The sequence below is a fragment of the Bradyrhizobium sp. Bra64 genome, from assembly GCF_024519875.1.
GTDB classification, from domain to species: Bacteria; Pseudomonadota; Alphaproteobacteria; order Rhizobiales; family Xanthobacteraceae; genus Bradyrhizobium; species Bradyrhizobium japonicum_G.
This window is the reverse complement of sequence record NZ_JALJRD010000002.1, coordinates 841,487-865,310: the sequence shown is the minus strand read 5'-3', so window position 1 is coordinate 865,310 and position 23,824 is coordinate 841,487. Positions and strand designations below refer to the sequence as shown.

Here is a 23,824-nt window from a genome sequence, read left to right as displayed (position 1 = left end):
CATCCGGATGTGGCGATACCAATGGTCTGCGCCCTGCGAAGTGCGACATTCCGGCCTCGCGGCTTTACTCAGCCGTAGCTCTGATCCTATCGTTCGCCGGCCTTGCAGGACCGTGCAGGCCGAATCGCCCGGAAAGCGGCGAGGGCGGGAGGAAAAATTTGCGATGAAAGACCCCGTGGACGTCCTGATCATCGGCGCCGGCGCTTCAGGCGCCGCGATGGCGTGGTCGCTGGCCGAGACCAAGATGCACATTCTCTGCCTGGAGCAGGGCGGTTGGATGAACCCGGCGGAATATCCCAGCACGGGCCGCGACTGGGAGGCCAAGTTCTATGGCGAGTGGTCGTCGAGCCCCAACGTCCGCGGCCGGCCCGAGGACTACCCGATCAACGACGACAATTCGCCGATCAAGGTCGTCAACTACAACGCGGTCGGTGGCTCGACGGTGATGTACACCGCGCATTGGCCGCGGCTGCATCCCTCCGATTTCAAGGTCAAGACGCTCGACGGCGTCGCCGACGACTGGCCGATCGACTATGACGCGCTGACGCCGTTCTTCGAGGAGAACGACCGCATGATGGGCACGTCAGGCCTGTCGGGCGACCCGCTCTCGCCGCTGACGCATCCGCCGATGCCGCAACAGCCGCTTGGATTGTCCGGCGCGATCATCGGCAAGGCCATGAACAAGCTCGGCTGGCACTGGTGGCCGTCGGATACGACGGTCGCGACCATGGACTATGATGGCCGGGCGCGCTGCATCAATCTCGGCCATTGCACGCCGGCCTGCGCGCAAGGCGCCAAATCCTCCACCGACATCACCTATTGGCCGCACGCGGTCCGCGCCGGCGTCGAGCTGCGCACCCATTGCCGGGTGCGCGAGATCACCACCGACGAGAACGGCATGGCCTCGGGCGTGGTCTACTACGATAATGACGGCGTCGAGCAGTTCCAGCCGGCGCATGTCGTCATCATCGCCTGCAACGGCGTCGGCACGCCGCGGCTGCTGCTGAACTCGGCATCCAGCCGCTTTCCGAACGGTCTTGCCAATTCGTCCGGCCTGGTCGGCAAGAACCTGATGTTCCATCCCTATGCGCAGATCTACGGCTATGTGAAGGAGCCGACCGACAGTAACCGCGCGCCGCCGACCTGCCTGTGGAGCAAGGAGTGGTACGACACGGATCTCTCGCGTGGCTTCGTGCGCGGCTACGGCGTGCAGTTCGTGCGCGGTGCCGGCCCGGTGTTCGAAGCCGTCGTCAGCGAGCAGAAGGGCATTCTGCCCTGGGGCGCCGATCATCACCGCGTCTTCCGCAAGCTCAATGGCCATCGGCTCGGGTTTTCCGCGATCTGCGAGGACCTGCCGGAGGAGCACAACCAGGTCACGCTCGATCCGGTGTTGAAGGACAGCCACGGCATTCCCGCGCCGAAGATCGACTACACCATCAGCGAGAACAGCCGGAAGATGATGGACCATGCGCTGGCGCGCGGCCGGGAAATTCTCGAGACGGCAGGGGCGACCGACATCTGCGTCAATTCACCGATCCCCTGGGGCGGCTGGCATCTGCTCGGCACCGCGCGGATGGGCACCGATCCGGAGCGCTCCGTCGTCAACGAATGGGGCCGCACGCATGACGTGAAAAATCTCTTCATCATCGACGGCAGCATCTTCGTCACCTCGGGCGGCGTCAACCCGACCTCCACCATCCAGGCCCTCGCGCTCTACATCGCCGACCAGATGAAGCAGCGCCTCGCAAACCTGTTCGATTGATTGTGATGTGGATCGAAGCGAGCCGCGACTTCGCTGCACCTCTCCCGCTTGCGGGAGAGGTCGGCGTGAAGCGCCGGATGAGGGCTCTCTCCTCTGGGAGAATCTCCTTGCGAAGGCACCATCTCCCCGACCCTCCCCCGCAGGCGGGGGAGGGAGTACACCTTCGATGCGGCGCGAATTTTGGAAGAGGACACAATGCCTGATCAACTCTCCCTCTCTTCGCGGCAACGCGACGACCTCCGCACCATCGCCGCGATGATCGTTCCCGCCAGCGACGAGTACAAGGTGCCCGGCGCCGACGATCCGGCGATCCAGGCCGGCATGCTGGCGACGCTCGGCCGCGACACCGGATTGGTGACTGCGGCGCTGGACCATCTGGCGCGGCTCGCGGACCAGCCGCTCGCTGAGCTCGATGCCGAGAGGCGCGATGCGGTGGCGCAGGAGTTTCGCAAGCACGGCGGTGCGGCTGCCGCAGCTCTCGTGCGGGTGGTGCTGCAATGCTATTACCGGGACGACCGGGTGCTGCGCTCGCTTGGGCTGGAGCTGCGCGCGCCGTTCCCCAAGGGCTATGTGCTTCCGGACGGTGACTGGTCGCTGCTCGATCCGGTCAAGGCCAAAGCCGGCACCCTGCGACGGGCGCCCTAACCAACAGTCCAGGCTTGCGCCCCAGGCGGGTCACTTGCGCGAGAGGAGATAGGCCACCATCTGTGTGAGCCTCAAGGACTCTTGCCATGCTGGATTTCACCTCGGATATCGTCGATGACGCCTCGTCATCGCGAACGACAGCGTCTGCCCCGATCGACGACCGGGCCCTGCTGGACGCCTATTCCAATGCCGTGATCGACGTGACCGACCGCGTCGGCCCTGCGGTCGTGCGGGTCGAGACCGGGCCAAAGGTCCCGAACGGCCGCGAGCGCGGCGGGCTCGGCTCCGGCATCGTGATCTCGCCGGACGGGCTCGTCCTCACCAACAGCCATGTGGTCGGCTCTTCCAAGGAGATCCGGCTGCGCGATGTCGAGGGTCATGTCGGCGACGCCCGGGTGCTGGGCGTCGACCCTGACACGGACCTTGCACTGCTGCGTGCCAGCGGCGTGCGCGACTTGCCCTATGCCGCGCTCGGCAACTCCCAGAGCCTGAAGCGCGGCCAGCTCGTGATCGCGATCGGCAATCCGCTCGGCTTCGAATCGACCGTGACCGCCGGCGTGGTTTCGGCGCTCGGGCGCTCGATCCGCTCGGTCAGCGGACGTACCATCGAGGACGTGATCCAGACCGATGCCGCACTCAACCCGGGCAATTCCGGCGGTCCGCTGGTGTCGTCGAATGCCGAGGTGATCGGCATCAACACTGCCATCATCAATGGCGCGCAAGGCATCTGTTTCGCGGTCGCCAGCAACACGGCGCAATTCGTGCTGTCGGAGATCATCCGCCACGGCTACGTACGCCGCGCCCATATCGGCGTCGCCGGGCAGACCGCGCCGATCCCGCGGCGGCACGCGGTGCTGGCCGGTGTCGAGAACAAGATGGGCGCGCTGCTCGCGCAGATCGAGCCGGGCGGGCCGGCGGCGAAGGCGGGCCTGTTGCCCGGTGACGTCGTCATCAAGCTCGATGGTGCCGAGATCAACGGCGTCGATGACCTGATCCGCGTGCTCGATCGCGACCGGATCGGCCGGCGGCTGGTCATGGACGTGCTGCGGCTCGGCCGCCTGCGGGCGGTCGATATCGACCCGATCGAGCGAAAGCCGGCGCGCTAGTATTGGTGCCACCGGGCGAGGTATGACGGTGTCATGCCTCGCCCCTGGAAACTGGCCGCATGATGCCGGCGCAAGAGACTTATGACGTCATTGTGGTCGGCGCCGGTGCGGGCGGCATGACGGCCGCAGCGGTCGCCGCCGCCGAAGGCTTGCGTGTGCTGGTGATCGAGAAGACCGCGTTCGTCGGCGGCACCACCGCGTGGTCCGGCGGCATGGTCTGGATTCCCGCCAATCCCAAAATGAAAGAGGTCGGGCTTTCCGACAGCGTCACGGACGCCGTCCAGTATCTTTCGAGCACGGTCCCCGAGCCCGCCAATGCCGGCTTGCGCGCCGCCTTCCTTGCGCGCGGGCCGGAGGCGGTGGCCTATCTCGAAGCCAACACGGACGTCCGCCTCCAGCCTGTGAAGGCCTATCCGGACTATTATCCGGAGCGGCTGGGCGCGATGCCAGGCGGGCGTGTGCTGGAGCCGGTCGCCTTCGACGGCACGCGGCTGGGTGCGGGTTTTGCGCGGCTGCGCGCACCGCTGCCGGAGTTCACGCTGTTCGGCGGGATGATGGTCAATCGTCTCGACATCCCCCATTTGCGCCGGGTCGGAAAGTCGCTGCGTTCGACCCTGCGCGCGGCGCGGCTGGTCTCCGAATACGCGTTGCAACGGCTGCGAAGCCCGCGCGGCACGACGCTGCATCTCGGCAACGCGCTCGCTGCGCGGCTCTATGCTTCGCTATTGGCGCGGCAGGTCGAGGTGCTCTTCAGTGCGGATGTCGCGGACATATCGATGCAGGGCGATCGCGTCAGCGGCGTAGTCATCCGACATGGCTCGCGTGACCGCCTGATTGCCGCGCGTCGCGGGGTGGTGCTCGCGACCGGCGGCTTTTCTCATGATGCCGTCCTGCGCAAGCGGTTCTTTCCGTCTGCGGCGGGCTTGGTCTCGGCGACGAACACGGCCGGAACCGGCGACGGGATTCGGCTCGCGGCGGCCGCCGGCGCCGCGCTCAACACCGATGCGACCAGCCCGGCCTATTGGGTGCCGGCCTCGCTGTTCCGGCGTCCCGATGGCAGCCGTGGCATCTTCCCGCATACCGTGACGGACCGCGCCAAGCCCGGCGTGATCGCGGTCAATGCCGCGGGCCGCCGCTTCGTCAACGAGGCGCTGTCTTACCACGAGTTCGTGCTCGCAATGCTCCGCGACGGCAATGGCGAGCCGGACCGGCCGTTCTACCTGATCTGCGATCGCCAATTCCTGTGGGCATATGGCCTCGGCCGTATCAAGCCTTTAACGCGTGGTGTCCGGCGCTATGTGGCAAGCCGTGAGTTGATCGAGGCGCCCGACATCGCGCAGCTCGCAGAGAAGATCGGCGTCAAGCCGTCCACGCTCTCGGCGACGGTCGCAAGTTACAACATCGGTGCGAAGGAGGGCCGCGATCCCGAATTCGGCCGTGGCAGCACGATCTACCAGCGCCATCTCGGCGATGCTGCACACAGGCCGAATCCTTGCGTCGCGCCGATCCTCCGCGCGCCGTTCTTTGCCATGCGCATCTATCCGGCGGACCTCGGCACCGCGATCGGCATGAAGGTGGATGCGCAAGGACGCGTGCTGCGCGAGGACGGTACGCGGGTCGCGGGGCTCTATGCCTGCGGCAACGACATGGGCTCGATCATGAACGGCAATTATCCGGGGCCGGGGATCACGCTCGGGCCGGCGCTGACGTTCGGGTACATTGCGGGGCGGCATCTGGCGGAGGGGACGACCACAGCGTCGAGTGCAGCGAGGGCATCTGTCGAGTTGTAGTCTCCACGATCACGGTCATTGCGAGCGTAGCGAAGCAATCCAGACTGTCTCAGCGGAAAGATTCTGGATTGCTTCGTCGCAAGGGCTCCTCGCAATGACGCGGGGAGAGAGCCCGCCCTCTCACCGCTACTCCGCCGCCGCTGCAAAGCGGCTGTTCTCCAGCTCCGCCTCCAGCCGCGCCTTCTCGGCGGCGGCCAGCTTGATGTTGGCTTCCTTGACGTGGCCGAAGCCACGGATGGTCTCCGGCACGCGCGCGAGCCTCGTCAGCAACGGGATCTGTGCGGCATTCAGCCCGGCGATCCGCTGATCGATCATCGCATGATAGTCCTCGACCAGCTTCCGCTCGGTCCGCCGCTCCTCGGTTCGGCCGAACGGATCGAATGCTCCTCCGCGCAAAAACTTCAGCTTGGCGAGCACGCGGAAAGCGTGGATCATCCAGCCACCAAACTCCTGTTTCTGGAGATGACCGGTCGTCTTGTCGCGCTGCGCGAAGATCGGCGGGGCGAGATGGTATTTCAGCGTGAAATCGCCGTCGAATCTTTCGGACACCTTCGTGGCAAAGCTGCCGTCCGTGTAGAGCCGTGCGACCTCGTACTCGTCCTTGTAGGACATCAGCTTGAAGAGGTTCTTCGCCACGGCTTCGGTCAGCTCCGTGGATGCCGGCGAGGCCGCATTCTCCGCCTTCCGCACCTGGGCAACGGCCGCGAGGTAGCGGTCGGCGTACGCCTTGTCCTGATAGCCGGTCAAAAACTCCGCGCGGGTCGCGATGATGTCGTCGAGCGACTTCGTCGGCGCGGATGCCCGGCTCTTGAACTGCAGCACGCTGCGCACCCGCGACATGTCGTGGGCGGCGAGGCGCCCCCAGGTGAAGGCGAGCTTGTTCATCTCGATTGCGGCGCCGTTGATCTCGATGGCGCGGAGCAGAGCCTCCAGCGACAGCGGGATCGCCCCCTTCTGGAAGGCGAAGCCGAGCATGAAGGGGTTGGTCGCGATGCTGTCGCCCATCAATGCGGAGGCAATGCCTGTGGCGTCGATGATGTCGAGGTTCTTCTCGCCGATCGCGTCGCGCAGCACGGTCTGCATCGTGCCCATCTCGAAATCGAGATCGGGATTTTGCACGAAGCTCGCGGTCGGCTGCAGGTCGGCATTGATATAGGCCTTGGTCACGCCACGCTCGGCGCGGCTGAGCGCGGAGGGACCTGCCGAGACGATCATGTCGCAGCCGAGGATGACGTCGGCGCCGCCGGTTGTGATACGGACTGCGGAAATATCCTCCGGCTTCTGCGCGATGCGGACATGGCTCATCACCGCGCCGTTCTTCTGTGACAGGCCGGTGAAATCCAGCGCCGAGCAGCCGCGGCCATCGACATGGGCGGCCATGCCGAGCAGAGCTCCGATGGTGATGACACCGGTGCCGCCGATGCCGGTGACGAGGATGTTGTACGGCACCTCCAGCTCGCGGGCAGGCGGCAGCGGCAAATCGGCGAACAACTGTCCGGAATCGACCGCCGACGTCTTCATGCGCTTCAGGCTGCCGCCATGCACGGTGACAAAACTCGGACAAAATCCCTCGACGCAGGAAAAGTCCTTGTTGCAGTTCGACTGGTCGATCTGGCGCTTGCGGCCGAACTCGGTCTCCAGAGGTTGCACCGAGACGCAGTTGGAGGCCTGCGAGCAATCGCCGCAGCCTTCGCAGACCAGCTCGTTGATGAAGGCGCGCTTGGCGGGATCGGGATAGAGGCCGCGCTTGCGGCGGCGGCGCTTTTCCGCGGCGCAGGTCTGGTCGTAGACGACGACCGTGAGGCCCTTGATGTCGCGCAGCTCGCGCTGCACGGCATCGAGCTCGCGGCGGTGATGGATGGTCGCGCCTTGCGGGAAGTAGTTGCCGTCAGGGTATTTGCTGGGATCGTCGGAGACGATCGCCAGACGCTTCACTCCCTCTGCCCAGACTTGGTGCGCGATCTGGGCGACGTTGAAGGCGCCTTCAGCGGGCTGGCCGCCGGTCATAGCGACGGCGTCGTTATAGAGAATCTTGTAGGTGATGTTGATGCCTGCGGCGGAGGCGGCGCGCAGCGCCAGCAGGCCGGAGTGGGTGTAGGTACCGTCGCCGAGATTCTGGAAGATGTGCTGCTCGGTGGTGAAGGGTGACTGGCCGATCCAGTTCACGCCCTCGGCGCCCATATGTGAGATCAGATCAGTGCGACGGGTCGGCATGCTCAGGGCCATGCCGTGGCAGCCGATGCCAGCCATGGCGCGGCTGCCTTCTGGTACGCGCGTCGATGTGTTGTGCGGGCAGCCCGAGCAGAAGAACGGCGTGCGCGCCAGCTTGATTTGCACAGCGGCCGGAACAGGATTGTCGAACGCCTCGAGCCGCGCCAGCCGCTGCTCCAGCAACGGGCTGTGATGACCGAGCTTTCGCAGCCGCGCCAGGAGTGCGGACGCGACGATGGTCGGCGTCAGCTCGCCTTCGCTCGGCAGCAGCGGCGCGCCACGTTCGTCGCGTTTTCCCGTGACGGTCGGTCGCCTGGACGCATCGATATTGTAGAGGATGCGCATCAGCTGGTCTTCGATGAAGCCGCGCTTCTCCTCGACAACCAGCACGTCCTGAAGACCTTCCGCGAAGCGCTTGGCGCCGCTTTCTTCCAGCGGCCAGGTCATCGCGACCTTGTAGATGCGCAAGCCGAGATCCTGCGCATCCTTGTCGGTAATACCGAGGTCGGCGAGCGCCTGGCGCAGATCGAGATAGGCCTTGCCGGTCGCGACGATGCCGAGCCGCGCCGGCTTTGAATCGAGTACGATGCGGTCGAGCTGGTTGGCGCGGGCAAAGGCCTGCACCGCGGCCATCTTCGGGCCGAACAGGCGCTTCTCCGCATCCAGCGGCGGATCGGGCCAGCGGATATTGAGCCCGCCGGGCGGCATCTCGAAATCGTCGGGGAGCTTGATCTGGATCCGCTCGGGATCGCTGTAGATGGAGGCCGAGCTTTCGACGGTCTCGCTGATCGCCTTGAAGCCGACCCAGCAGCCGGAGAAGCGCGACAGCGCAAAGCCATAGAGGCCGAGATCGAGATAGTCCTGCAGCGTCGCGGGATTGATCACCGGGATCAGCGCCGCCGCGAACACCTGTTCGCTCTGATGCGCCAGCGTCGAGGACTGGCAGCCGTGGTCGTCGCCGGCCAGCGCCAGCACGCCGCCGTTCAGCGAGGTGCCGGCTGCGTTGGCGTGCTTGAGCGCATCAACCGAGCGGTCGACGCCGGGACCCTTGCCGTACCAGATGCCGAACACGCCATCGACCTTGGCGCCGGGAAACAGGCCGACCTGCTGGCTGCCCCAGACGGCGGTGGCCGCGAGGTCCTCGTTGAGGCCGGGGACAAAGGCGATGTCGTGCTGCTGGAGGTGTTCCCTCGCGCGCCACAGCGCATGGTCGTACATGCCGAGCGGGGAACCGCGGTAGCCGGAGATGAAGCCACCGGTGTTGAGGCCCTGGAGCCGGTCGCGTTCGCGCTGCAACATGGGCAGGCGGACCAGGGCCTGAGTGCCGGACAGGAAGATCCGCTTCGATTCGAGCCGGTATTTATCGTCCAGCTCGACTTGCAACAGCGTCATTTCGGAAGTCCTCGTCTCTTGTTCGGCGTGGGGTTGCGCTGCGGGAGGGGGAGCGGCTGCGCGACGCGAATTGTGACAGTCAAGAGCATGGGCCAGCGAAGTCAATATCGCTGGCCGCATCCGTGGCGCTCCTGCTAGTCATGGCTTCCAGTGGAGAGCACCATGGCTGCAAACGCATTCGACACCGAAATCACAGAGACGGCCGAGGCGCTGATCGGGCCGTGGCGCCAGCCGCGTCAGATGCTGCAGGCGCAAACTTACGACGCGCACGCGTCCATCCATGACGATGCGACTGCGCAAAAGCTCGGCTTCAAGGGCGGCACCATCGAGGGGCCGACGCATTTCAGCCAGTTCGCGCCGCTCGGCGAGCGCCTGTGGGGACATGCCTGGTTCGAGAGCGGTTGCCTCTCCGCGCACTATCGCAGCGTCTGCTACGAAGGCGAGGAGGTGCAGGCGATCCTGTCGAAGCCGCTGCCCGGCACGAGCCAGTGTCAGATCCAGATGGTCAAGCGTGACGGCACCGAAGTGCTGCGCGGCACCGCCTCGCTCGGTGATCCGTCAGTGCCGACCGCGCTCGAGACGCGTCTGGCCGAACTCAAGCCGCTCGCCGATCCCGTGATCCTGCGCGACGTGAAGGTGGCGCAAACGAGCAAGCGGCGGGCGGTGCGGATGGCGTTCGACCAGACCATGGGCGATCTCTATCCATTCTCGCTGCAGCAGAAGCTCGCCGTCATCACCGAGGCCTCGCCATACTATTCGAGCGCCAACGATTCTTCTTCGAATCCTTGGCGCAAGGCCATCATCCCGATGGAGATGCTGAGCGTGCTGTTCCAGTACCGCTCCAAGGAGGATCCGCTCACGGCCAAGGGTCCGGCGGTCGGCCTGTTTGCGGATCAGGAGATCAGGCTCATCAAGGGGCCGCTCTTCGTCGACGAAGAATACGAGGTCGAGCGCGAGGTGGTCGCGCTGTCCGGCAGTCGACGCACCGAGAGCGCCTGGATGAGGACGCGCGTGTTCGACAAGGCGGGCACGGTGGTGGCGACCATGCTGCTCAACATGGCGACGCTGAAGGATTCGTATGCACCCTATGAGGACGAGCATCGGCGCCTGTACGGAAGTACTGCCCGCTAGGAAAGCGAGCGCCACCGCCGCTCATCCTTTGAGCAATTGCACGTCGCTCAGCCGTCGCACAGGGAATAAGCAGCCGGTAGTTCTCCTTCTAACTTCCTGACAGCACAGCGAATTTCTTCGGAGATTTCGCTCCGCAGCTATTGTACACAATGGCATGGCGCTTGCAGAACTCCTGGCAAAGAGAGTTCTCGCGGGGCCTGCGTCATGTTGAACTCAGCCAAGCCGACACTGGGCGTCATCAGCGCCGAGCCCGAGCCGATCAAGCTCGACTGGCCCGCCACCGCGCTTCTCATCATCGACATGCAGCGCGACTTCATGGAGCCCGGCGGCTTCGGCGAGACGCTCGGCAACGACGTCAGCCAGCTCGCGCGCGCGGTCAAGCCGATCGGTGCCGTGCTGAAGGCGGCGCGCGACGCCGGCATGCTGGTGATCCACACCCGCGAGGGCCATCTGCCCGATCTGTCGGACGCGCCGCCGGCGAAAGTCGAGCGCGGTGCGCCGTCCCTGCGCATCGGCGATCCCGGCCCGATGGGCCGCATCCTCATTCGCGGCGAGGCCGGCCACGACATCATCCCGGAGCTTTATCCGCTCGACAGCGAGGTCGTGATCGACAAGCCCGGCAAGGGTGCGTTCTACGCCACCGAGCTGACGGACGTGCTGGAGAAATACGGTATCGAGAATTTGCTGGTGTGCGGCGTCACAACGGAAGTGTGCGTCAACACCACCGTGCGCGAGGCCAATGACCGCGGCTACCGCTGCGTCGTCATCTCGGACGGCTGCGCATCCTACTTTCCCGAGTTTCACGAAATGGGCCTGAAGATGATCAAGGCCCAGGGCGGCATCTTCGGCTGGGTCGCGAGCTCAGCTGCGGTACTGGAGGCGATGAAGACTTCGGACATTTCAGCTTAGGGGCATCACCATGAGCACAGGTATGACGGGGACGGCAGGCAAATCTGATCTGAGCAAGTCCGAGTTCAAGCCGGCACTTTGGACACCGGGCGACTGGAACGCGTTTTTCGGCTTCGGTACCAACATCCTCGTCAACATGCTGGTGCTCACGGGCCTGTTGCGCTTTGTGTTGAAGATGCCGGACAGTCTGGTGTTCGGCCGCATCCTGCCCGCGCTCGGGCTGATGATGTGCCTCTCCACCTTCTATTATGCCTTTCTCGCTTATCGTCTCGCGCAGAAGACCGGCCGCAACGACGTCTGCGCGCTGCCCTCGGGCGTCAGCGTGCCGCACATGTTCATCGTCACCTTCGTGATCATGCTGCCGATCACGCTCAAGACCGGCGATCCGCTGAAGGGCTGGTCCGCCGGCCTCGTCTGGGTGTTCTTCCAGAGCTTTATCCTGATGATCGGCGGCTTCATCGCGCCGTTCATCCGAAAGATCACGCCGCGCGCGGCGCTGCTCGGCACGCTCGCCGGCGTCTCCGTCACCTTCATCTCGATGCGCCCGGCGCTGGAGATGTACATGACGCCGCAGATCGGTCTGGTCTGCTTCGCCATCATTCTGGTGAGCTGGTTCGGCGGCGTGAAATATTGGCGCGGCATTCCGGCGGGCCTCGTCGCCATCGCGGTCGGCATGATCATCGCCTGGGGCTCGAACCTGTTCGGCCTCGGTCTCGGCGGATTGAGCATCGCCGGCGTCGGCGCAGCTTTTGCCAATTTCGGCTTCTCGGTGCCGATCCCGGCGGTGGGCCACGTGTTCTCCGGCTTCGAATTCCTCGGCGTCATCCTGGTCACGGCCATTCCGTTCGGCATCTACGACCTCGTCGAGGCCATGGACAATGTCGAGAGCGCGGAAGCCGCCGGCGACGAATATCCGACCACGCGCGTGCTCACTGCCGACGGAATCGTCAGCCTGATCGGCTGCCTGATGGGCAACCCCTTCATCAACGCGGTCTATATCGGCCATCCCGGCTGGAAGGCGATGGGCGGCCGCATCGGCTATTCGGCTGCGACCGGCATCATGGTGGTCGTGCTGGCCTGGTTCGGCATCATCTCGGTGCTGCTGGCGCTGGTGCCGGTGGTCGCGATCTCGCCGATCCTGCTCTATATCGGCATGCTGATCGGCGCGCAGGCGTTCCAGACCACGCCGGTCAAGCATGCGCCCGCGATCGTGCTGGCGCTGACGCCGCATCTGGCCGCCTGGGCCAAGCTCCAGATCGACACGATGCTGGGCTCGACCATGAATGCGGCGGCGACCGTCGGCGGCATGGCCGCCGACAAGGCCGACGCGGTCAAGCTGGCTGCGATCGCCGCGCTGCCGCAGCAGGGCGTATTCTATCACGGGTTAGAGGTGATGGGCGGAGGCTCCATTCTCGGCGGCCTCATCCTGGGTGCGATCGGCGTCTTCATCATCGAGCGCGATTTCGAGAAGGCTTCGGCGTTTGCGCTGGTTGGTGCGGTTCTCACCTACTTTGGCTTCATGCACGGCGAAGCCGTCGGCATCGGTGGCGGCTTTGGCGTGACGCCGGCCGTGGCGTTCGCCTACGCGGTGATGGCCGCCGGTCTGTTCGCGGCCAGCAGGCTCGGCGCCAGCGAGCCCTACGTTGCGCATCCGGAGATGCACGCGGCACCGGCGGAGTAGGCAGGCAAAAACGACGCGGCCGAGCGACATGTAACGCCCGGCCGTTTCATTTCAGCCGCCCTTCACAGCTCCAGCCGTGAGCCCGGCAACGATCTGGCGCTGGGCAAATACCGTCAGCAGCAGCACCGGCAGGGTGACGATCAGCGCCGCAGCCGCCAGCGGCCCCCAGCTCAGCTGGTCGAACGAGATCATGTTGTAGACCGCGACGGGCAGGGTGCGCGTCTCGCGCCCGGCCAGCACGATGCCGAACACGAAGTTGTTCCAGGAGAAGATCACGGCCAGGATGAAGGCGACCGCGATGCCGGGCTTTGCGATCGGCAGCGCGACATGGCGAAACACCTGCCAGCGCGTGGCACCGTCGATGAGGGCGGCTTCCTCCAGTTCCATCGGCGTCGTCTCGAAATAGCCGATCATGATCCAGATCACGATCGGGACCGTCACGACGAGGTGGATGATGATCTGCGGCACCAGCGTGCCGAGCAATCCCAGCCATTGAAACAGCAGGAACAGCGGAATCAGGTAGGACAGGCCGGGCGTAATGCGGGCGATGAGGATCACGATCGCGGATTTGTGCGCGGCCATGCGCGCGATGCCGTAGCCGGCGGGGACGCCGACCAGCAGCGCCAGCGCGGTCGCGCTGCCGGTCACGATCAGGCTGTTGACGAAATAGGTCAGGAAACGGTTGGACGCCAGCACGTCGGCATAGTTCTTCCAGGCGATGCGCTCCGGGAAGAACACCGGCGGGTAGGCGGCATTGTCGACCTCGAATTTGAGCGAGAGCGACGCCATCCAGAGGAAGAACAGGATCGCCGGCGACACGATGACGAACACCGAGAGCCAGAGGCCGATCCTGCCCATGACCTGGCGCAGGTTGATCTGTCGTAGATTGGTCTGGCTTGGGTTCATGCGCCGCTCGAGATCTCGGTCCACAGCATGCGCTGACGGGCGTAGAGCATCACCGCCGCAAGCAGGACAATCAGCAGGAAGAACACGACCGCGATCGCCGAGCCGTAGCCGAGGTCATAATAAGTGAAAGCGACGCTGTAGAGGTAGATGTTGATCGTCTCCGAGGCCGAGCCCGGCCCTCCTTGCGTGATCGCGAAGATGATGTCGAAGCTTTTCACCGCGTCGATCATGCGGATCATGCCGGCGATGAACAGGAACGGCATGATCAGCGGCAACGTGATGAAACGAAAGACCTGCCAGAAGCTTGCGCCGTCGATCTGCGCGCTCTCATAAGGCTCGGTCGGAATTGCGGCGAGGCCGCCGAGCACGATCAGCATGACTAGCGGCGTCCATTGCCAGGTCTCGACCAGCACGAGTGAGGGAATCACGGTTGCAGGGTGGAAGACCCAGAGCTGTGCGGGGATTCCGACCAGCGACAGCAGGTAATTCAGGATGCCGAGCTGGGGATGGAACATCATGGTCCAGACCAGCGCGATCGCGACGGGCGTTGCCATCATCGGCATAATGAAGATGCCGCGCAGGAAGCCGCGGCCGGCGAATTTCTGGTGAAACACCACGGCGGCAAGCGTGCCGAGGATCAGGGGCAGCAACACCGACAGGACGGTGTAAACCATGGTGTGGCCCACCGCCTCGAGGAAGCGCGGATCGCTCGTCAGCCGCAGATAGTTGGAGAGTCCAACGAAGGTGGTGGGCGAGCCGACCTTCCACTCGTTCAGGCTCATCCAGATCGTGAAGACCCACGGGAATATAATGATGGTGAGCACGACGACCAGCGCCGGTACCACGAACGGCCAGTAGGACGGCGGCCGCAACTCCTTCTCCGGCGCGGCATCAGACTGTGCCGCGGCCGGAGCCGATTGTGTCAATGCGCTCACGCCTTTTCGCTACGCTCCAGGATCGGCCGGTACTGCTCGTGCGCCTTCTTCAGCTCGGTCGCAGGATCGGCGCCGGCCAGTGTCGCGGTGATGGCAGCACCGACGAGATCGCGGAATTCGGCGACCGGAATCACGACAGGCAGGCCGAGCTTGCTGATCTTGGCAGAATCGATCACCGATTGCAGCCATTCCTTGGGCATTTTCACGCCCTGCTGGACTGCGGGATCGCCAAGGATCGAGTTGCGGAACGGCACGCCGCCGCCGGCTTGCAACAGCCGCGCGCCCTGCTGCTTCGAGACCGCCCACTGGCAGAGCAGATAGGCGGCTTCCTTGTTCTTGCTCGCCGCCGCAATGCCGAGGCCGTCGCCATAAGTGGCCGAATATTGTCCCTTCGGTCCGGCCGGGACGACGGTATATCCGACCTTGCCGACGACGCGCGAGGCGGCCGGATCCTCCAGCGGCGGCGCCCAGCCGACGCCGTCGATCCACATCGCCGAGCGTCCTTGCGTGAACGAGGCCATCGACTCCATCCAGTTGAAGCCGGCCACGCCGGGCGGAGCGACTTTCGTCAGCAGCGTCTGATAGAGCTTCGTTGCCGCAATCGCTTCCGGACCGTCGGTCAGGATGTTGCCCTTGGCGTCGAGGAATTCGCCGCCATAGTCGAGGAAGAAGTTGGTCCACAACGTCATGTTGGCGTTGCGCAGGCCGCGTCCGACGAAGCCGTAGGTGCCTTCCTTGGTATCCGTGAGCTTCTCGGCGGCCGCAACCATCTCGTCGAGCGTCTTGGGGATTGCGACGCCCTTCTTCTGAAACAGCTCCTTGTTGTAGTAGAGGATGAAATAGTCGACCGACCAGGGCAGCGACAGCATCTGGCCCTTGTCGTTCTTGGCGTATTGCAGGCCCGCGGCCGAGAAATCGCTCTCGACGAGATCGGGCGCGGTCAGCGTCGGGTCTTTCATGTAGGGCGTTAAGTCGGCGAGCCAGCCGCCCTTTTCAAACTGCCGCTTCTGCACGTGATAGCTGAGATGGATGACGTCGAAGCTCGGCCGGCCGGAGGTCAGCTCGATCACCACCTTCTGGCGCTGCTGCTGCTCGGGAATCTGCTCGGATTCCACCTGGATGCCGGTGAGCTCGGTAAATTCCTTGATGTACTTTTGCAGATTGTCGCCGCGCGGGCCCTTGGCGAGGATGACCTCCAGCTTGGTCCCGGCGTATTTCTTCCAATTGACCTCGGCGTGCGCCGGCATTCCGGTCAGGCTGAGTGCGCCCGCCGCCGCGGTGCCCTTCAAGAGCGTACGACGTGATATGTTGTGGTTGGTCACTTCAAATCCTCCCTTTGATTCATTCTCTTTGGGAGGGATACTAGCGACCGTGCCGCGTCTGCCTAGTCCTAATCTACGATCAGGGGCGAACGGCCGGTGTCTCCATTGGCAGGCCGCGCGCCCGCGACATCAGGTAAAGCTCGAGCGCGACCAGCTCGGGCGAGCCGTAATCATAGGCCTGGGCGCGAACGCCGGTCATGCAACTGCGCAACCGGCGCTCGATCGACCCCAGTGTCTGCCACTCCAGGCGGTAAAGCGGATAGCCGGTCGGCTGCGCTTGCGTGATCGGCGCGCCCGCGAGGCGCTTGTCGAAATTGTGGTCGTGGCAATTGGCGCAGGCGAGGTTTAGCTGACCCTCGCGCTGCATGAAAAGGTCGCGGCCCTGTTCGAGGAAGGGCTTGAGCTCCGGATCGCCGCCGGCCGTGATCGGAACGCCGCGGGACTGGTGGGCGACAAAGGCGGACAGCGCCAGTAGGTCGCGGCTCTCGTAGGACAGCGGTGTCGCTTTCTGATGATTGCCCCGGCAGAGGTTGATGCGCTGGTCTAGCGTGACGGGACGCGCTAGCGTCTTGTCGAGGGCGGGATAGCGCGCTGCGACGCCTTTCATGCTGCTCCGGGCATCGCCATGGCAATCCGCACAGGCTTTCTCCGCGCTGCCGGTCTTCTTCGTCCAGAGCGCCTCGCCGTCGAGCACGAACAACATGCCCGGATTGGACGTGTCGTCATCCTGCATCGCGCGGCTGTCCGGACCCATGAAGGAATAGCCGGAGCGGCGCTCGTCCGGCGGAATCTCGCCGGCGAGCAGGGCGGAGTTCGTGGCGAGAAGCGCCGCCGCCGCTATCGCGCGCCAGAAAATCATTCGACCGTGATCGATGCCGATGCGCTGGACGAATAGCCGTTGTCGCCGGTCCACTCGAACTCGAACTTGCCGCTTTCTTTCGCAACCGTGAAGAACGACAGATATGGATTCGCCGCGATTGCCGGGAAGAGGTCGGCGCTGAAGATCTCGGTGCCGTTGTAGCGGCAGGTGAAGCTCGTGACGATGTCGCGTGGTACCAGCGCGCCGTCCGCGGTGTGACGGAAGCCGGTTTCCATGATGTGGGAGGTCAGCGTGCGGATCTCGATGATGTCGCCGCGTCTGGCCTTCGCCGGAACGTTGATGAGCGCGGTCATCAGTTCATCTCCTCGGTGCAGGCGGCGAGCGTCACGACGACGTCGGCGGCAACCTGCCAGAAAGTGTCATCGGAGAGGCGTGCGATCGCGATCACCCTCTGGGTGTCGGCAAGCCGGATCCTCGTCGAAACCTGGGCGCGGCCGGCCGAAAGGCCGAGATGGAAATTGCCGATGTTCGGCTGCGGGTTCTTCTCGTTGAAAACGTGGATGCTCTTGACGTAATCATCCGCGGTCATCGGGCTGGCGACGCTCACGGTCATCGGCACCGTGTTGCCGTTCTCGACCAGCGGTGGAATGTCGAGCTTCACCTTGCCGGTTCGTACAGCGGCTTCGCCGACGATGTTGCGTACCGCGGCGGTGAGCATCGCTGGTGTCGCTTGAAGCGGCTGCAGCGTGACGATCGGAATCGCCCCGGCGGCCGTCACGCCTCCGGCAAGGCCCAGGAATCGTCGTCGCGTGGTCGGCATGAACCTAGTCCCGAAGCGTTGCAAGAAAGGCCACGATGTCCTCGATCTCGGCGGCCGACAATATCGGTTTGCCGACAAAATTGCGCCCGACCCGCACGAGCCCGCCATTGCGATAATAGGACGGCATGATGGTCTGTGGGTTGAAGCGCGCCGCATCGACCAGCCGAAGCCGCAACTGGCTCGCCGACCAGCGGTTCCCGGTCCCCCTAAGGTCGGGCGCGAGGTCACCCTGGAACCGCGTTTCCGGGAAGGGGCCGGAATGGCAGAGGATGCAGGTCGTGGTGCGCGCGAGCACCAGCGCGCGGCCGCGCGCGGTATCGCCGGGCGCGCCGGTGAGCGATTGGCCAATTCCGTCGCCGGTGATCCTGTAGGGCACGAGGTCTTGTGCTTCTGCACCAGAGGCAAGAGTGGCGGCGACCAGCGTTGCGATATGGAGAGATGTCCTAGCCAAAGGTATCCGCCGTGATGGTTTGAAACCAGCGCTCGGCCTCGGCTGCCTCGCGGGCGCGCAGTTCTCGCGGGGCGTCGACCGGGCTGGTCGCGCCGCCCTCGACCTCGGCAAAGATATCGCCTTTGGGCTGGTAATTGCCGGCCAGCGAAAAGCCGTAACCGGGCGCGACGGTGTTGTAGCAGACGCCGGTCAGCCGCGGCGCCTCTGGCGTGCGACCCGCGAGCAGACTGACGATGGCAGCGGCGCAGGCCTTGCCCTGCGCGCTTGCGGCTGACGCCGATTTGGGAATGCCGCCGCCGAGACAGGCATCGCCGACGACATGGATGTTTGGGACGAGCTTCGACTCGAAAGTCGCAGGGTCGATCGGGCACCAGCCGGTCGCATCCGCAGCGCCGGCGATCCCGGCGATGAGGCCGGCGCGCTGCGGCGGGATGACGTTGGCGACGTCAGGGGTGTAGTTGCCGAACTCGGTGACGATGGTCTTGGTCGAAGCGTCAACCGAAGTCACGCGGCCGCCTTGCGACAGCGCGATGCGCTCGATCATGTCGCCGTAGAGCTCCTTCCACGCCCTCTCGAATAGCCGCTGCTGGGAGAAAGTGTCCTTGGCATCCAAGACCAGCACCTTCGAGCGCGGCTTGTTGATCTTCAGGTAATGCGCGATCAGGCTGGCGCGCTCGTAAGGCGCAGGCGGACAGCGCGAGGGATTGGCGGGGATCGTAATGGCAACCGTGCCGCCGTCCGGCATTGCCTCCAACTGCTTGCGCAGTAAAAGCGTCTGAGCGCCGGCCTTCCAGGCGTGCGGCATCTTTTCCGCCGCGGCCTCGTCGTAGCCGGGCAGGGCTTCGAAGTGGAAGTCGATGCCGGGGGAGAGCACAAGACGGTCGTAGGGCAGCGCAACACCATCGGCCGTCAAGATGCTGCGCCGCTGCGTCTCGATCGTGGTCACGGCCTGGCCGATCACGGTGACGCCCTGGGCCGCGAGCTTGTCGTAGCCAAACTGCTGCGCGTCGATGTCGCGCAGGCCCGCAATCACCTCGTTGCTGAAGGGGCAGGAAGTGAAGACTGCATTGGGCTCAATCAGGATGACCTGCAGGTTTCCCTGCGCACGCTTCAGCGCGCGAGCGCAGGCCGCGCCGCCAAAGCCGCCGCCGACCACGACGACGCGGCCTGCGGACTGCGCACGCAGGATCGAAGGTACGGCGAACGATGTGGCCGCGGCGGTGATGCCGAGGACGGCATTCCGCCGTGTAACCGGCGCATTCATGGGCCTCATCCGGAAAATGCCGCGGCGGCCGTCGTGGCCGCCGCGGCGTCTCTTAGGCGAAGGTGATGTTCTGGTCGCGCAACGGCACAGAGCGGATGCGCTTGCCGGTCGCGGCGAAGTACGCATTGAGCACCGCCGGCGCCGCGACGCCAATGGTCGGCTCGCCGACACCGCCCCAGAACCCGCCGCTCGGCACCATCACCGCTTCCACCTTCGGCATCTCGTTGATGCGCATCGAGTTGTAGGTGTCGAAGTTGGTTTGCTCGATTTTGCCGTCCTTGACGGTGCAGCCGCCGTAGAACAGTGCGGAGAGGCCGTAGACGAAGGAGCCGGCGATCTGCCGCTCCACCTGCGCCGGATTGACGACGTAGCCTGGATCGGTGGAGGCGACGATGCGATGCACCTTGATCTTGTTGCCGTCGGTCACCGAGATTTCGGCGGCACCGGCGACATAGCTTCCATAGCCCATGACCTGCGCGATGCCGCGATAGACGCCCTGCGGCGCCGGCGTGGTCCAGCCGATCTTTTCGGCCACGGCATTGAGCACCGCCAGATGCTTGGGATGTTTGCCCATCAGCTTGCGGCGGAATTCGAGCGGGTCCTGCCCTGCGGCCTGGGCCAGTTCGTCCATGAAGCATTCCATGTAGATCGCGTTGTGATTGACGTTGACGCCGCGCCAGAAGCCGGGCGGAACGTGCGGATTGCGCATCGCATGCTCGATCAGGAGGTTCGGCACCGAATAGCCGAACGCGGCCTCGCCGGATTGGGCGACGCCCTGGAATGCAGCCGGATCCATGCCGTTCTGCAGCGCTTCGGGGCGGAGCGAGAACAGGATCGACTGTCCGGACAGGCGGTAGTGCAGCGCGACCAGATTATTGTCGGCATCGAACGCGCCGGTCATCTTGCACTGGGTGATCGGATGATACCTGCCGTGCGCCATGTCCTCTTCGCGTGACCACAACAGCTTGATCGGCGTGCCCGGCATCTGCTTGGCGATTATGACCGCCTGGCGGACATAGTCGGTCTGGCCGCGCCGGCCGAAGCCGCCGCCGGGCATCACCTTGTGCACGTCGCACTTCTCGGCCGGCAGGCCGGACGCCTCCAGCACCGCCGCGAAGGCGGCCTCGCCATTCTGCGTGCCGCACCAGGCCTCGCACTTGTCTGCCGTGTAGAGCACGGTGGCGTTCATCGGCTCCATCGTGGCATGGTTCTGGTAGGGGTAGCTGTAGACGGCGTCGATCTTCCTGGCTGCGCCGGCAATCGCGGCCTTGGCGTCGCCGTTCTTGTTGCCGACATAGGCCGGCTGGCCGTTGTCGAGGCCCTCGGCCAGCCATTTTGCAATGGACTCGCTCGAGACCTTGGCGTTGTCGCCCTCGTCCCAGACGATCGGCAGCGCTTCCAGCGCGGTCTTGGCGTGCCACCAGGTGTCGGCAACGACCGCGACCGCGGTATCGCCGACCTTGACGACCTGCTTGACGCCTTTCATGCCGGCGATCTTGGCTTCGTCAAAGCTCTTCAGCTTGCCGCCGAACACCGGGCAGTCCTTGATCGCGGCGTTCAGCATGCCCGGCAGCTTGACGTCGATGCCGTAGATCATGGCGCCGGTGGTCTTGTCGGCGGTGTCGAGCCGCCTCACGCCTTTGCCGATCAGCTTCCAGTCCTTCGGATCCTTCAGCTTGACGTCGGACGGTGGCGTCAGCTTGGCTGCGGCCTCGGCCACCTTGCCGTAGGTGGTGGTCTTGCCGGATGGCGCATGGGTGATGACGCTGTTCGCGGCGGTGCATTCGGACGCCGGGACTTTCCACGCATCGGCGGCGGCCTGGATCAGCATCAGGCGCGCGGTGGCGCCGCCCTTGCGGACATAGTCGTGCGAAGAGCGGATGCCGCGGCTGCCGCCGGTCGAGAAATCGCCCCAGACGCGCTTGCGGGCAACGCTCTGGCCCGGTGTCGGATATTCGGTCGAGACCTTCGACCAGTCGCATTCGAGTTCCTCGGCGACGAGCTGGGCGAGGCCGGTGAGCGAGCCCTGGCCCATCTCGGAGCGGGCGATGCGGATCACGACGGCATCGTCGGGCCTGACCACGACCCAGGCGCCGATCTCGGGCGAGCCGTCGGCCGCGCGCACCACGGCGGGGCCGCCGAACGGGAGATCGAGGCCGATCGCAAGGCCGGTGCCGACCGCGGCGGTGCCGATGACGAAGGCGCGGCGGTTCATCTTGGGAGAGACGTGCTTGTTCATGGGGCGGCTACTTACGCGCTTGCGATCATGTGGATCGCTTCGCGCACCTGTTGGAAGGTGCCGCAGCGGCAGATATTGGTGATGGCCTCGTCGATATCGGCGTCGGTCGGTTTCGGTCTTTCGATCAGCAGCGCCGCCACCGCCATGATCATGCCGCTCTGGCAATAGCCGCATTGCGGAACGTCCTGGGCGATCCAGGCTTCTTGCACCTTGTGCAGCGAGCTGCCGGACGCCAGTCCCTCGATCGTGGTGATCTTCTTGCCCTCGGCCTCAGCGACCGAGATCCCGCAGGAACGCGTGGCGACACCGTCCATGTGAACGGTGCAGGCGCCGCATTGTGCGATGCCGCAGCCATATTTGGTGCCGGTCAGGCCGGCATTCTCGCGGATCGCCCAGAGCAGCGGCGTATCTGGCTCGACATCGAGTGTGAAGGTTTTTCCGTTGATTGTTAGGTTTGCCATCGCAGTCCCCTGATTGGCCCAATCCACCGATTGAACTCAGGGGCGCAATGTGTCGGGCAAATTGGAACTGTTCAAATCAAGAGTCCGCGGGGTGTCGTCGATGATTTTCGCGCTCGCAGGATGATTAAGGGGCGGGCGGTGTTGCGTCCGCCTGTTTTGCGCGAAAACCTCCGCCCCGGGGTCCGCACCCGAGGCCATTCGCCGCGTCCCTTGTACGCCTGCGCACAGCCTCGGACGACGTCTCCTGCTTTGGCGCGCCAGCCACCATGGAACAATCGGCAACAGTTTGTCCCTTTTGCCGGGATGCAAGACCAAGATGCTCTGCTACACTGGGGCGAAGCCAGAAGGGGTTCCATGAACGTACCGAAGCCTTGCAACGTGCTGATGCTCTATCCGCTCTTCACGGCGGAGTCCTTCTGGAGTTTTGGCGAATCCTGCGAACTGATGGGCGTGAAACGCCCCGCTGCTCCTCTCGGCCTGATCACCGTTGCCGCGATGCTGCCGGCCAACTGGACGGTGCGCCTCATCGACTGCAACACGCAGCCTTTCTGCGACGACGATCTCGCCTGGGCCGACGTCGTCTTCACCGGCGGAATGTTGCCGCAGCAGGCCGACACGTTGCGCCTGATCGACGTATGCCGCGCGGCGGGCAAGCCGGTGGTGGTCGGCGGCCCTGATCCCACCTCCAGCCCCCATGTCTACGAGCGAGCCGACTTCCGGGTGCTCGGCGAGGCCGAAAGCGTCATCGACGAATTCATCGCGGCCTGGGACAGCGGCGCACGCGCCGGCGTCTTCACCGCGCCGAAATTCCAGGCCGACGTCACCTCGACGCCGGTGCCGCGCTTCGACCTGCTCAAATTCGAGGACTATCTCTACCTCGGTGTGCAGTATTCGCGCGGCTGCCCTTTCACCTGTGAGTTCTGCGACATCATCGAGCTCTATGGGCGCGTGCCGCGCACCAAGACGAATGAGCAGATGCTCATCGAGCTCGATAGGCTCTACAATATGGGCTATCGCGGCCATCTCGACTTCGTCGACGACAATTTCATCGGCAACAAGAAGTCGCTCCGGCTGTTCCTGCCCCAGCTCGCCGAATGGCAGCGCGCGCACGGCTATCCCTTCGAATTGTCCACCGAGGCCTCGGTCAATCTCGCCGACGATCCTGAATTGCTCGACCTGATGGGAGCGGCCAATTTCTTCGCTGTCTTCGTCGGCATCGAAAGTCCGGATCCCGCAACCCTGGTCGCGATGCGCAAGAAACAGAACACGCGGCGCAACATCGCCGAGAGCATCCACAAGATCTACGCCGCCGGCATGCTGGTCACCGCGGGCTTCATCGTCGGCTTCGACAACGAGAAGGTCTCGATGGCGGAGGCCATGGTCGATTTCATCGAGGAGGCCGCCATCCCGGTTGCCATGATCGGGCTGCTCTACGCGTTGCCGAACACGCAGCTCACGCGGCGCCTTGCAAAGGAAGGCCGATTGCACGCGGACCACGATCTGGCATCGACGACGGGCGGCGACCAGTGCACCGGCGGCATCAACTTCGATCCGGTGCGGCCGCTCCGCGATATCCTGATGGACTACAAGACCGTGCTCGAGCGTGTCTACAGCCCGGCCGCCTATGCGGGCCGCGTCGACAAGTTGATGACGCTGCTCGACCGGTCCAGGCAGCGCCACGAGCTTGCCGAAGGCGACATCCGCGCCAGGGTCGGGGCGATGGAGACCGTTCATCGCGTGGTCACCTCCATCCCCGACGGGCGCCCGCTTTGGCAAACCTTCATGAACTGCGCCAAGCGCGACACGTCATCGGCGCGGATCGCGGTACAGATGATCGCGGCCTATGCGCATCTCGGACCGTTCTCGCGCAAGGTCATCGATGCCATCGACGTGCGCCTGGCTGCGCTCGACGACGAGACGGTCATCGCGGCAGCGGCGACGGTCGACGCGACAGCCGCGCGGCATCTGGCCTGAGGGTC

The 23,824-nt window shown here is 64.8% G+C and carries 19 protein-coding genes; 8 read left to right on the top strand and 11 right to left on the bottom strand.

Annotation, left to right across the window (positions count from 1 at the left end):
• Positions 1–163: 163 nt before the first annotated feature.
• The 4 genes from NR187_RS11455 (at position 164) to NR187_RS11440 (ending at position 5,303) form a co-directional block, all read left to right on the top strand.
• The gene (locus NR187_RS11455) at positions 164–1,762 is read left to right on the top strand and encodes a GMC family oxidoreductase (RefSeq protein ID WP_211382599.1); all 1,599 of its coding nucleotides are present in this window, start codon (positions 164–166) and stop codon (positions 1,760–1,762) included.
• A gap of 195 nt (positions 1,763–1,957) precedes the next feature.
• Positions 1,958–2,407: a hypothetical protein gene (locus NR187_RS11450; RefSeq protein ID WP_256806517.1), complete on the top strand. Its 450-nt coding sequence runs from the start codon at positions 1,958–1,960 to the stop codon at positions 2,405–2,407.
• Between the two features lie 86 nt (positions 2,408–2,493).
• On the top strand, positions 2,494–3,513 hold the full coding sequence (locus NR187_RS11445; RefSeq protein ID WP_211382601.1) for a S1C family serine protease: 1,020 nt from the start codon (positions 2,494–2,496) through the stop codon (positions 3,511–3,513).
• A gap of 59 nt (positions 3,514–3,572) precedes the next feature.
• The gene (locus NR187_RS11440; protein ID WP_211382602.1) at positions 3,573–5,303 is read left to right on the top strand and encodes an FAD-dependent oxidoreductase; all 1,731 of its coding nucleotides are present in this window, start codon (positions 3,573–3,575) and stop codon (positions 5,301–5,303) included.
• Between the two features lie 126 nt (positions 5,304–5,429).
• Here NR187_RS11440 and NR187_RS11435 read toward each other — a convergent pair whose 3' ends face one another.
• A complete protein-coding gene (locus NR187_RS11435; RefSeq protein WP_256806514.1) occupies positions 5,430–8,906 on the bottom strand; it encodes an indolepyruvate ferredoxin oxidoreductase family protein in 3,477 nt (1,158 codons plus the stop codon).
• Between the two features lie 162 nt (positions 8,907–9,068).
• Between NR187_RS11435 and NR187_RS11430 the strand changes: the two genes are divergently transcribed.
• The 3 genes from NR187_RS11430 (at position 9,069) to NR187_RS11420 (ending at position 12,627) form a co-directional block, all read left to right on the top strand.
• Positions 9,069–10,037, top strand: coding sequence for a hypothetical protein (locus tag NR187_RS11430; RefSeq protein ID WP_256806512.1), 969 nt, complete (start codon positions 9,069–9,071; stop codon positions 10,035–10,037).
• A gap of 204 nt (positions 10,038–10,241) precedes the next feature.
• A complete protein-coding gene (locus NR187_RS11425; protein WP_211382605.1) occupies positions 10,242–10,946 on the top strand; it encodes a cysteine hydrolase family protein in 705 nt (234 codons plus the stop codon).
• A 10-nt stretch (positions 10,947–10,956) separates the two neighbouring features.
• Positions 10,957–12,627 (top strand): regulator, encoded by a 1,671-nt coding sequence (locus NR187_RS11420; protein WP_211382606.1) that lies wholly within the window; start codon positions 10,957–10,959, stop codon positions 12,625–12,627.
• A 51-nt stretch (positions 12,628–12,678) separates the two neighbouring features.
• Here NR187_RS11420 and NR187_RS11415 read toward each other — a convergent pair whose 3' ends face one another.
• From NR187_RS11415 to NR187_RS11370, 10 genes are all read right to left on the bottom strand, one after another.
• Entirely contained in the window at positions 12,679–13,533 is an 855-nt protein-coding gene (locus NR187_RS11415; protein ID WP_249128933.1) for a carbohydrate ABC transporter permease, read from the bottom strand.
• Complete coding sequence (locus NR187_RS11410) at positions 13,530–14,468, bottom strand: carbohydrate ABC transporter permease (protein ID WP_256806511.1); 939 nt, start codon at positions 14,466–14,468, stop codon at positions 13,530–13,532. Before NR187_RS11410 ends, NR187_RS11415 begins: the two co-directional genes overlap by 4 nt.
• Positions 14,465–15,790 carry an ABC transporter substrate-binding protein gene (locus tag NR187_RS11405; protein ID WP_211382608.1) on the bottom strand — a complete coding sequence of 442 codons (1,326 nt, stop codon included), beginning with the start codon at positions 15,788–15,790 and terminating at the stop codon, positions 14,465–14,467. The genes NR187_RS11410 and NR187_RS11405 overlap by 4 nt, the downstream gene beginning before the upstream one ends.
• A 79-nt stretch (positions 15,791–15,869) precedes the next feature.
• A complete protein-coding gene (gene soxA, locus NR187_RS11400; protein ID WP_211382609.1) occupies positions 15,870–16,649 on the bottom strand; it encodes a sulfur oxidation c-type cytochrome SoxA in 780 nt (259 codons plus the stop codon).
• Positions 16,646–16,963: a thiosulfate oxidation carrier complex protein SoxZ gene (gene soxZ / locus NR187_RS11395; protein ID WP_211382610.1), complete on the bottom strand. Its 318-nt coding sequence runs from the start codon at positions 16,961–16,963 to the stop codon at positions 16,646–16,648. Before soxZ ends, soxA begins: the two co-directional genes overlap by 4 nt.
• Positions 16,963–17,430: a SoxY-related AACIE arm protein gene (locus NR187_RS11390; protein ID WP_211382611.1), complete on the bottom strand. Its 468-nt coding sequence runs from the start codon at positions 17,428–17,430 to the stop codon at positions 16,963–16,965. Before NR187_RS11390 ends, soxZ begins: the two co-directional genes overlap by 1 nt.
• Before the next feature lie 4 nt (positions 17,431–17,434).
• The gene (gene soxX, locus NR187_RS11385; protein WP_211382612.1) at positions 17,435–17,881 is read right to left on the bottom strand and encodes a sulfur oxidation c-type cytochrome SoxX; all 447 of its coding nucleotides are present in this window, start codon (positions 17,879–17,881) and stop codon (positions 17,435–17,437) included.
• Positions 17,874–19,145 carry an NAD(P)/FAD-dependent oxidoreductase gene (locus NR187_RS11380; RefSeq protein ID WP_211382613.1) on the bottom strand — a complete coding sequence of 424 codons (1,272 nt, stop codon included), beginning with the start codon at positions 19,143–19,145 and terminating at the stop codon, positions 17,874–17,876. The genes soxX and NR187_RS11380 overlap by 8 nt, the downstream gene beginning before the upstream one ends.
• Positions 19,146–19,197: 52 nt before the next feature.
• Positions 19,198–21,384: a xanthine dehydrogenase family protein molybdopterin-binding subunit gene (locus NR187_RS11375; protein ID WP_211382614.1), complete on the bottom strand. Its 2,187-nt coding sequence runs from the start codon at positions 21,382–21,384 to the stop codon at positions 19,198–19,200.
• An 11-nt stretch (positions 21,385–21,395) separates the two neighbouring features.
• Positions 21,396–21,845, bottom strand: a complete 450-nt coding sequence (locus NR187_RS11370) for a (2Fe-2S)-binding protein (RefSeq protein ID WP_256806508.1) — start codon at positions 21,843–21,845, stop codon at positions 21,396–21,398.
• Positions 21,846–22,199: 354 nt separating this feature from the next.
• Here NR187_RS11370 and NR187_RS11365 point away from each other — a divergent pair, with 354 nt between their 5' ends.
• Positions 22,200–23,819: a B12-binding domain-containing radical SAM protein gene (locus tag NR187_RS11365; RefSeq protein WP_211382616.1), complete on the top strand. Its 1,620-nt coding sequence runs from the start codon at positions 22,200–22,202 to the stop codon at positions 23,817–23,819.
• Positions 23,820–23,824: the final 5 nt, after the last annotated feature.

Excerpts from the sequence above, each read along its gene's own strand:
- NR187_RS11450 (WP_256806517.1), top strand. The coding sequence starts at position 1,958 with ATGCCTGATCAACTCTCCCTCTCTTCGCGGCAACGCGACGACCTCCGC.
- NR187_RS11445 (WP_211382601.1), top strand. The coding sequence starts at position 2,494 with ATGCTGGATTTCACCTCGGATATCGTCGATGACGCCTCGTCATCGCGA.
- NR187_RS11375 (WP_211382614.1), bottom strand. The coding sequence starts at position 21,384 with ATGAACAAGCACGTCTCTCCCAAGATGAACCGCCGCGCCTTCGTCATC.
- NR187_RS11420 (WP_211382606.1), top strand. The coding sequence starts at position 10,957 with ATGAGCACAGGTATGACGGGGACGGCAGGCAAATCTGATCTGAGCAAG.
- NR187_RS11435 (WP_256806514.1), bottom strand. The coding sequence starts at position 8,906 with ATGACGCTGTTGCAAGTCGAGCTGGACGATAAATACCGGCTCGAATCG.
- NR187_RS11440 (WP_211382602.1), top strand. The coding sequence starts at position 3,573 with ATGATGCCGGCGCAAGAGACTTATGACGTCATTGTGGTCGGCGCCGGT.
- NR187_RS11365 (WP_211382616.1), top strand. The coding sequence starts at position 22,200 with ATGAACGTACCGAAGCCTTGCAACGTGCTGATGCTCTATCCGCTCTTC.
- NR187_RS11380 (WP_211382613.1), bottom strand. The coding sequence starts at position 19,145 with ATGAATGCGCCGGTTACACGGCGGAATGCCGTCCTCGGCATCACCGCC.
- NR187_RS11455 (WP_211382599.1), top strand. The coding sequence starts at position 164 with ATGAAAGACCCCGTGGACGTCCTGATCATCGGCGCCGGCGCTTCAGGC.
- soxA (WP_211382609.1), bottom strand. The coding sequence starts at position 16,649 with ATGATTTTCTGGCGCGCGATAGCGGCGGCGGCGCTTCTCGCCACGAAC.
- NR187_RS11415 (WP_249128933.1), bottom strand. The coding sequence starts at position 13,533 with ATGAACCCAAGCCAGACCAATCTACGACAGATCAACCTGCGCCAGGTC.
- soxZ (WP_211382610.1), bottom strand. The coding sequence starts at position 16,963 with ATGACCGCGCTCATCAACGTTCCGGCGAAGGCCAGACGCGGCGACATC.
- NR187_RS11390 (WP_211382611.1), bottom strand. The coding sequence starts at position 17,430 with ATGCCGACCACGCGACGACGATTCCTGGGCCTTGCCGGAGGCGTGACG.
- NR187_RS11425 (WP_211382605.1), top strand. The coding sequence starts at position 10,242 with ATGTTGAACTCAGCCAAGCCGACACTGGGCGTCATCAGCGCCGAGCCC.
- NR187_RS11370 (WP_256806508.1), bottom strand. The coding sequence starts at position 21,845 with ATGGCAAACCTAACAATCAACGGAAAAACCTTCACACTCGATGTCGAG.
- NR187_RS11430 (WP_256806512.1), top strand. The coding sequence starts at position 9,069 with ATGGCTGCAAACGCATTCGACACCGAAATCACAGAGACGGCCGAGGCG.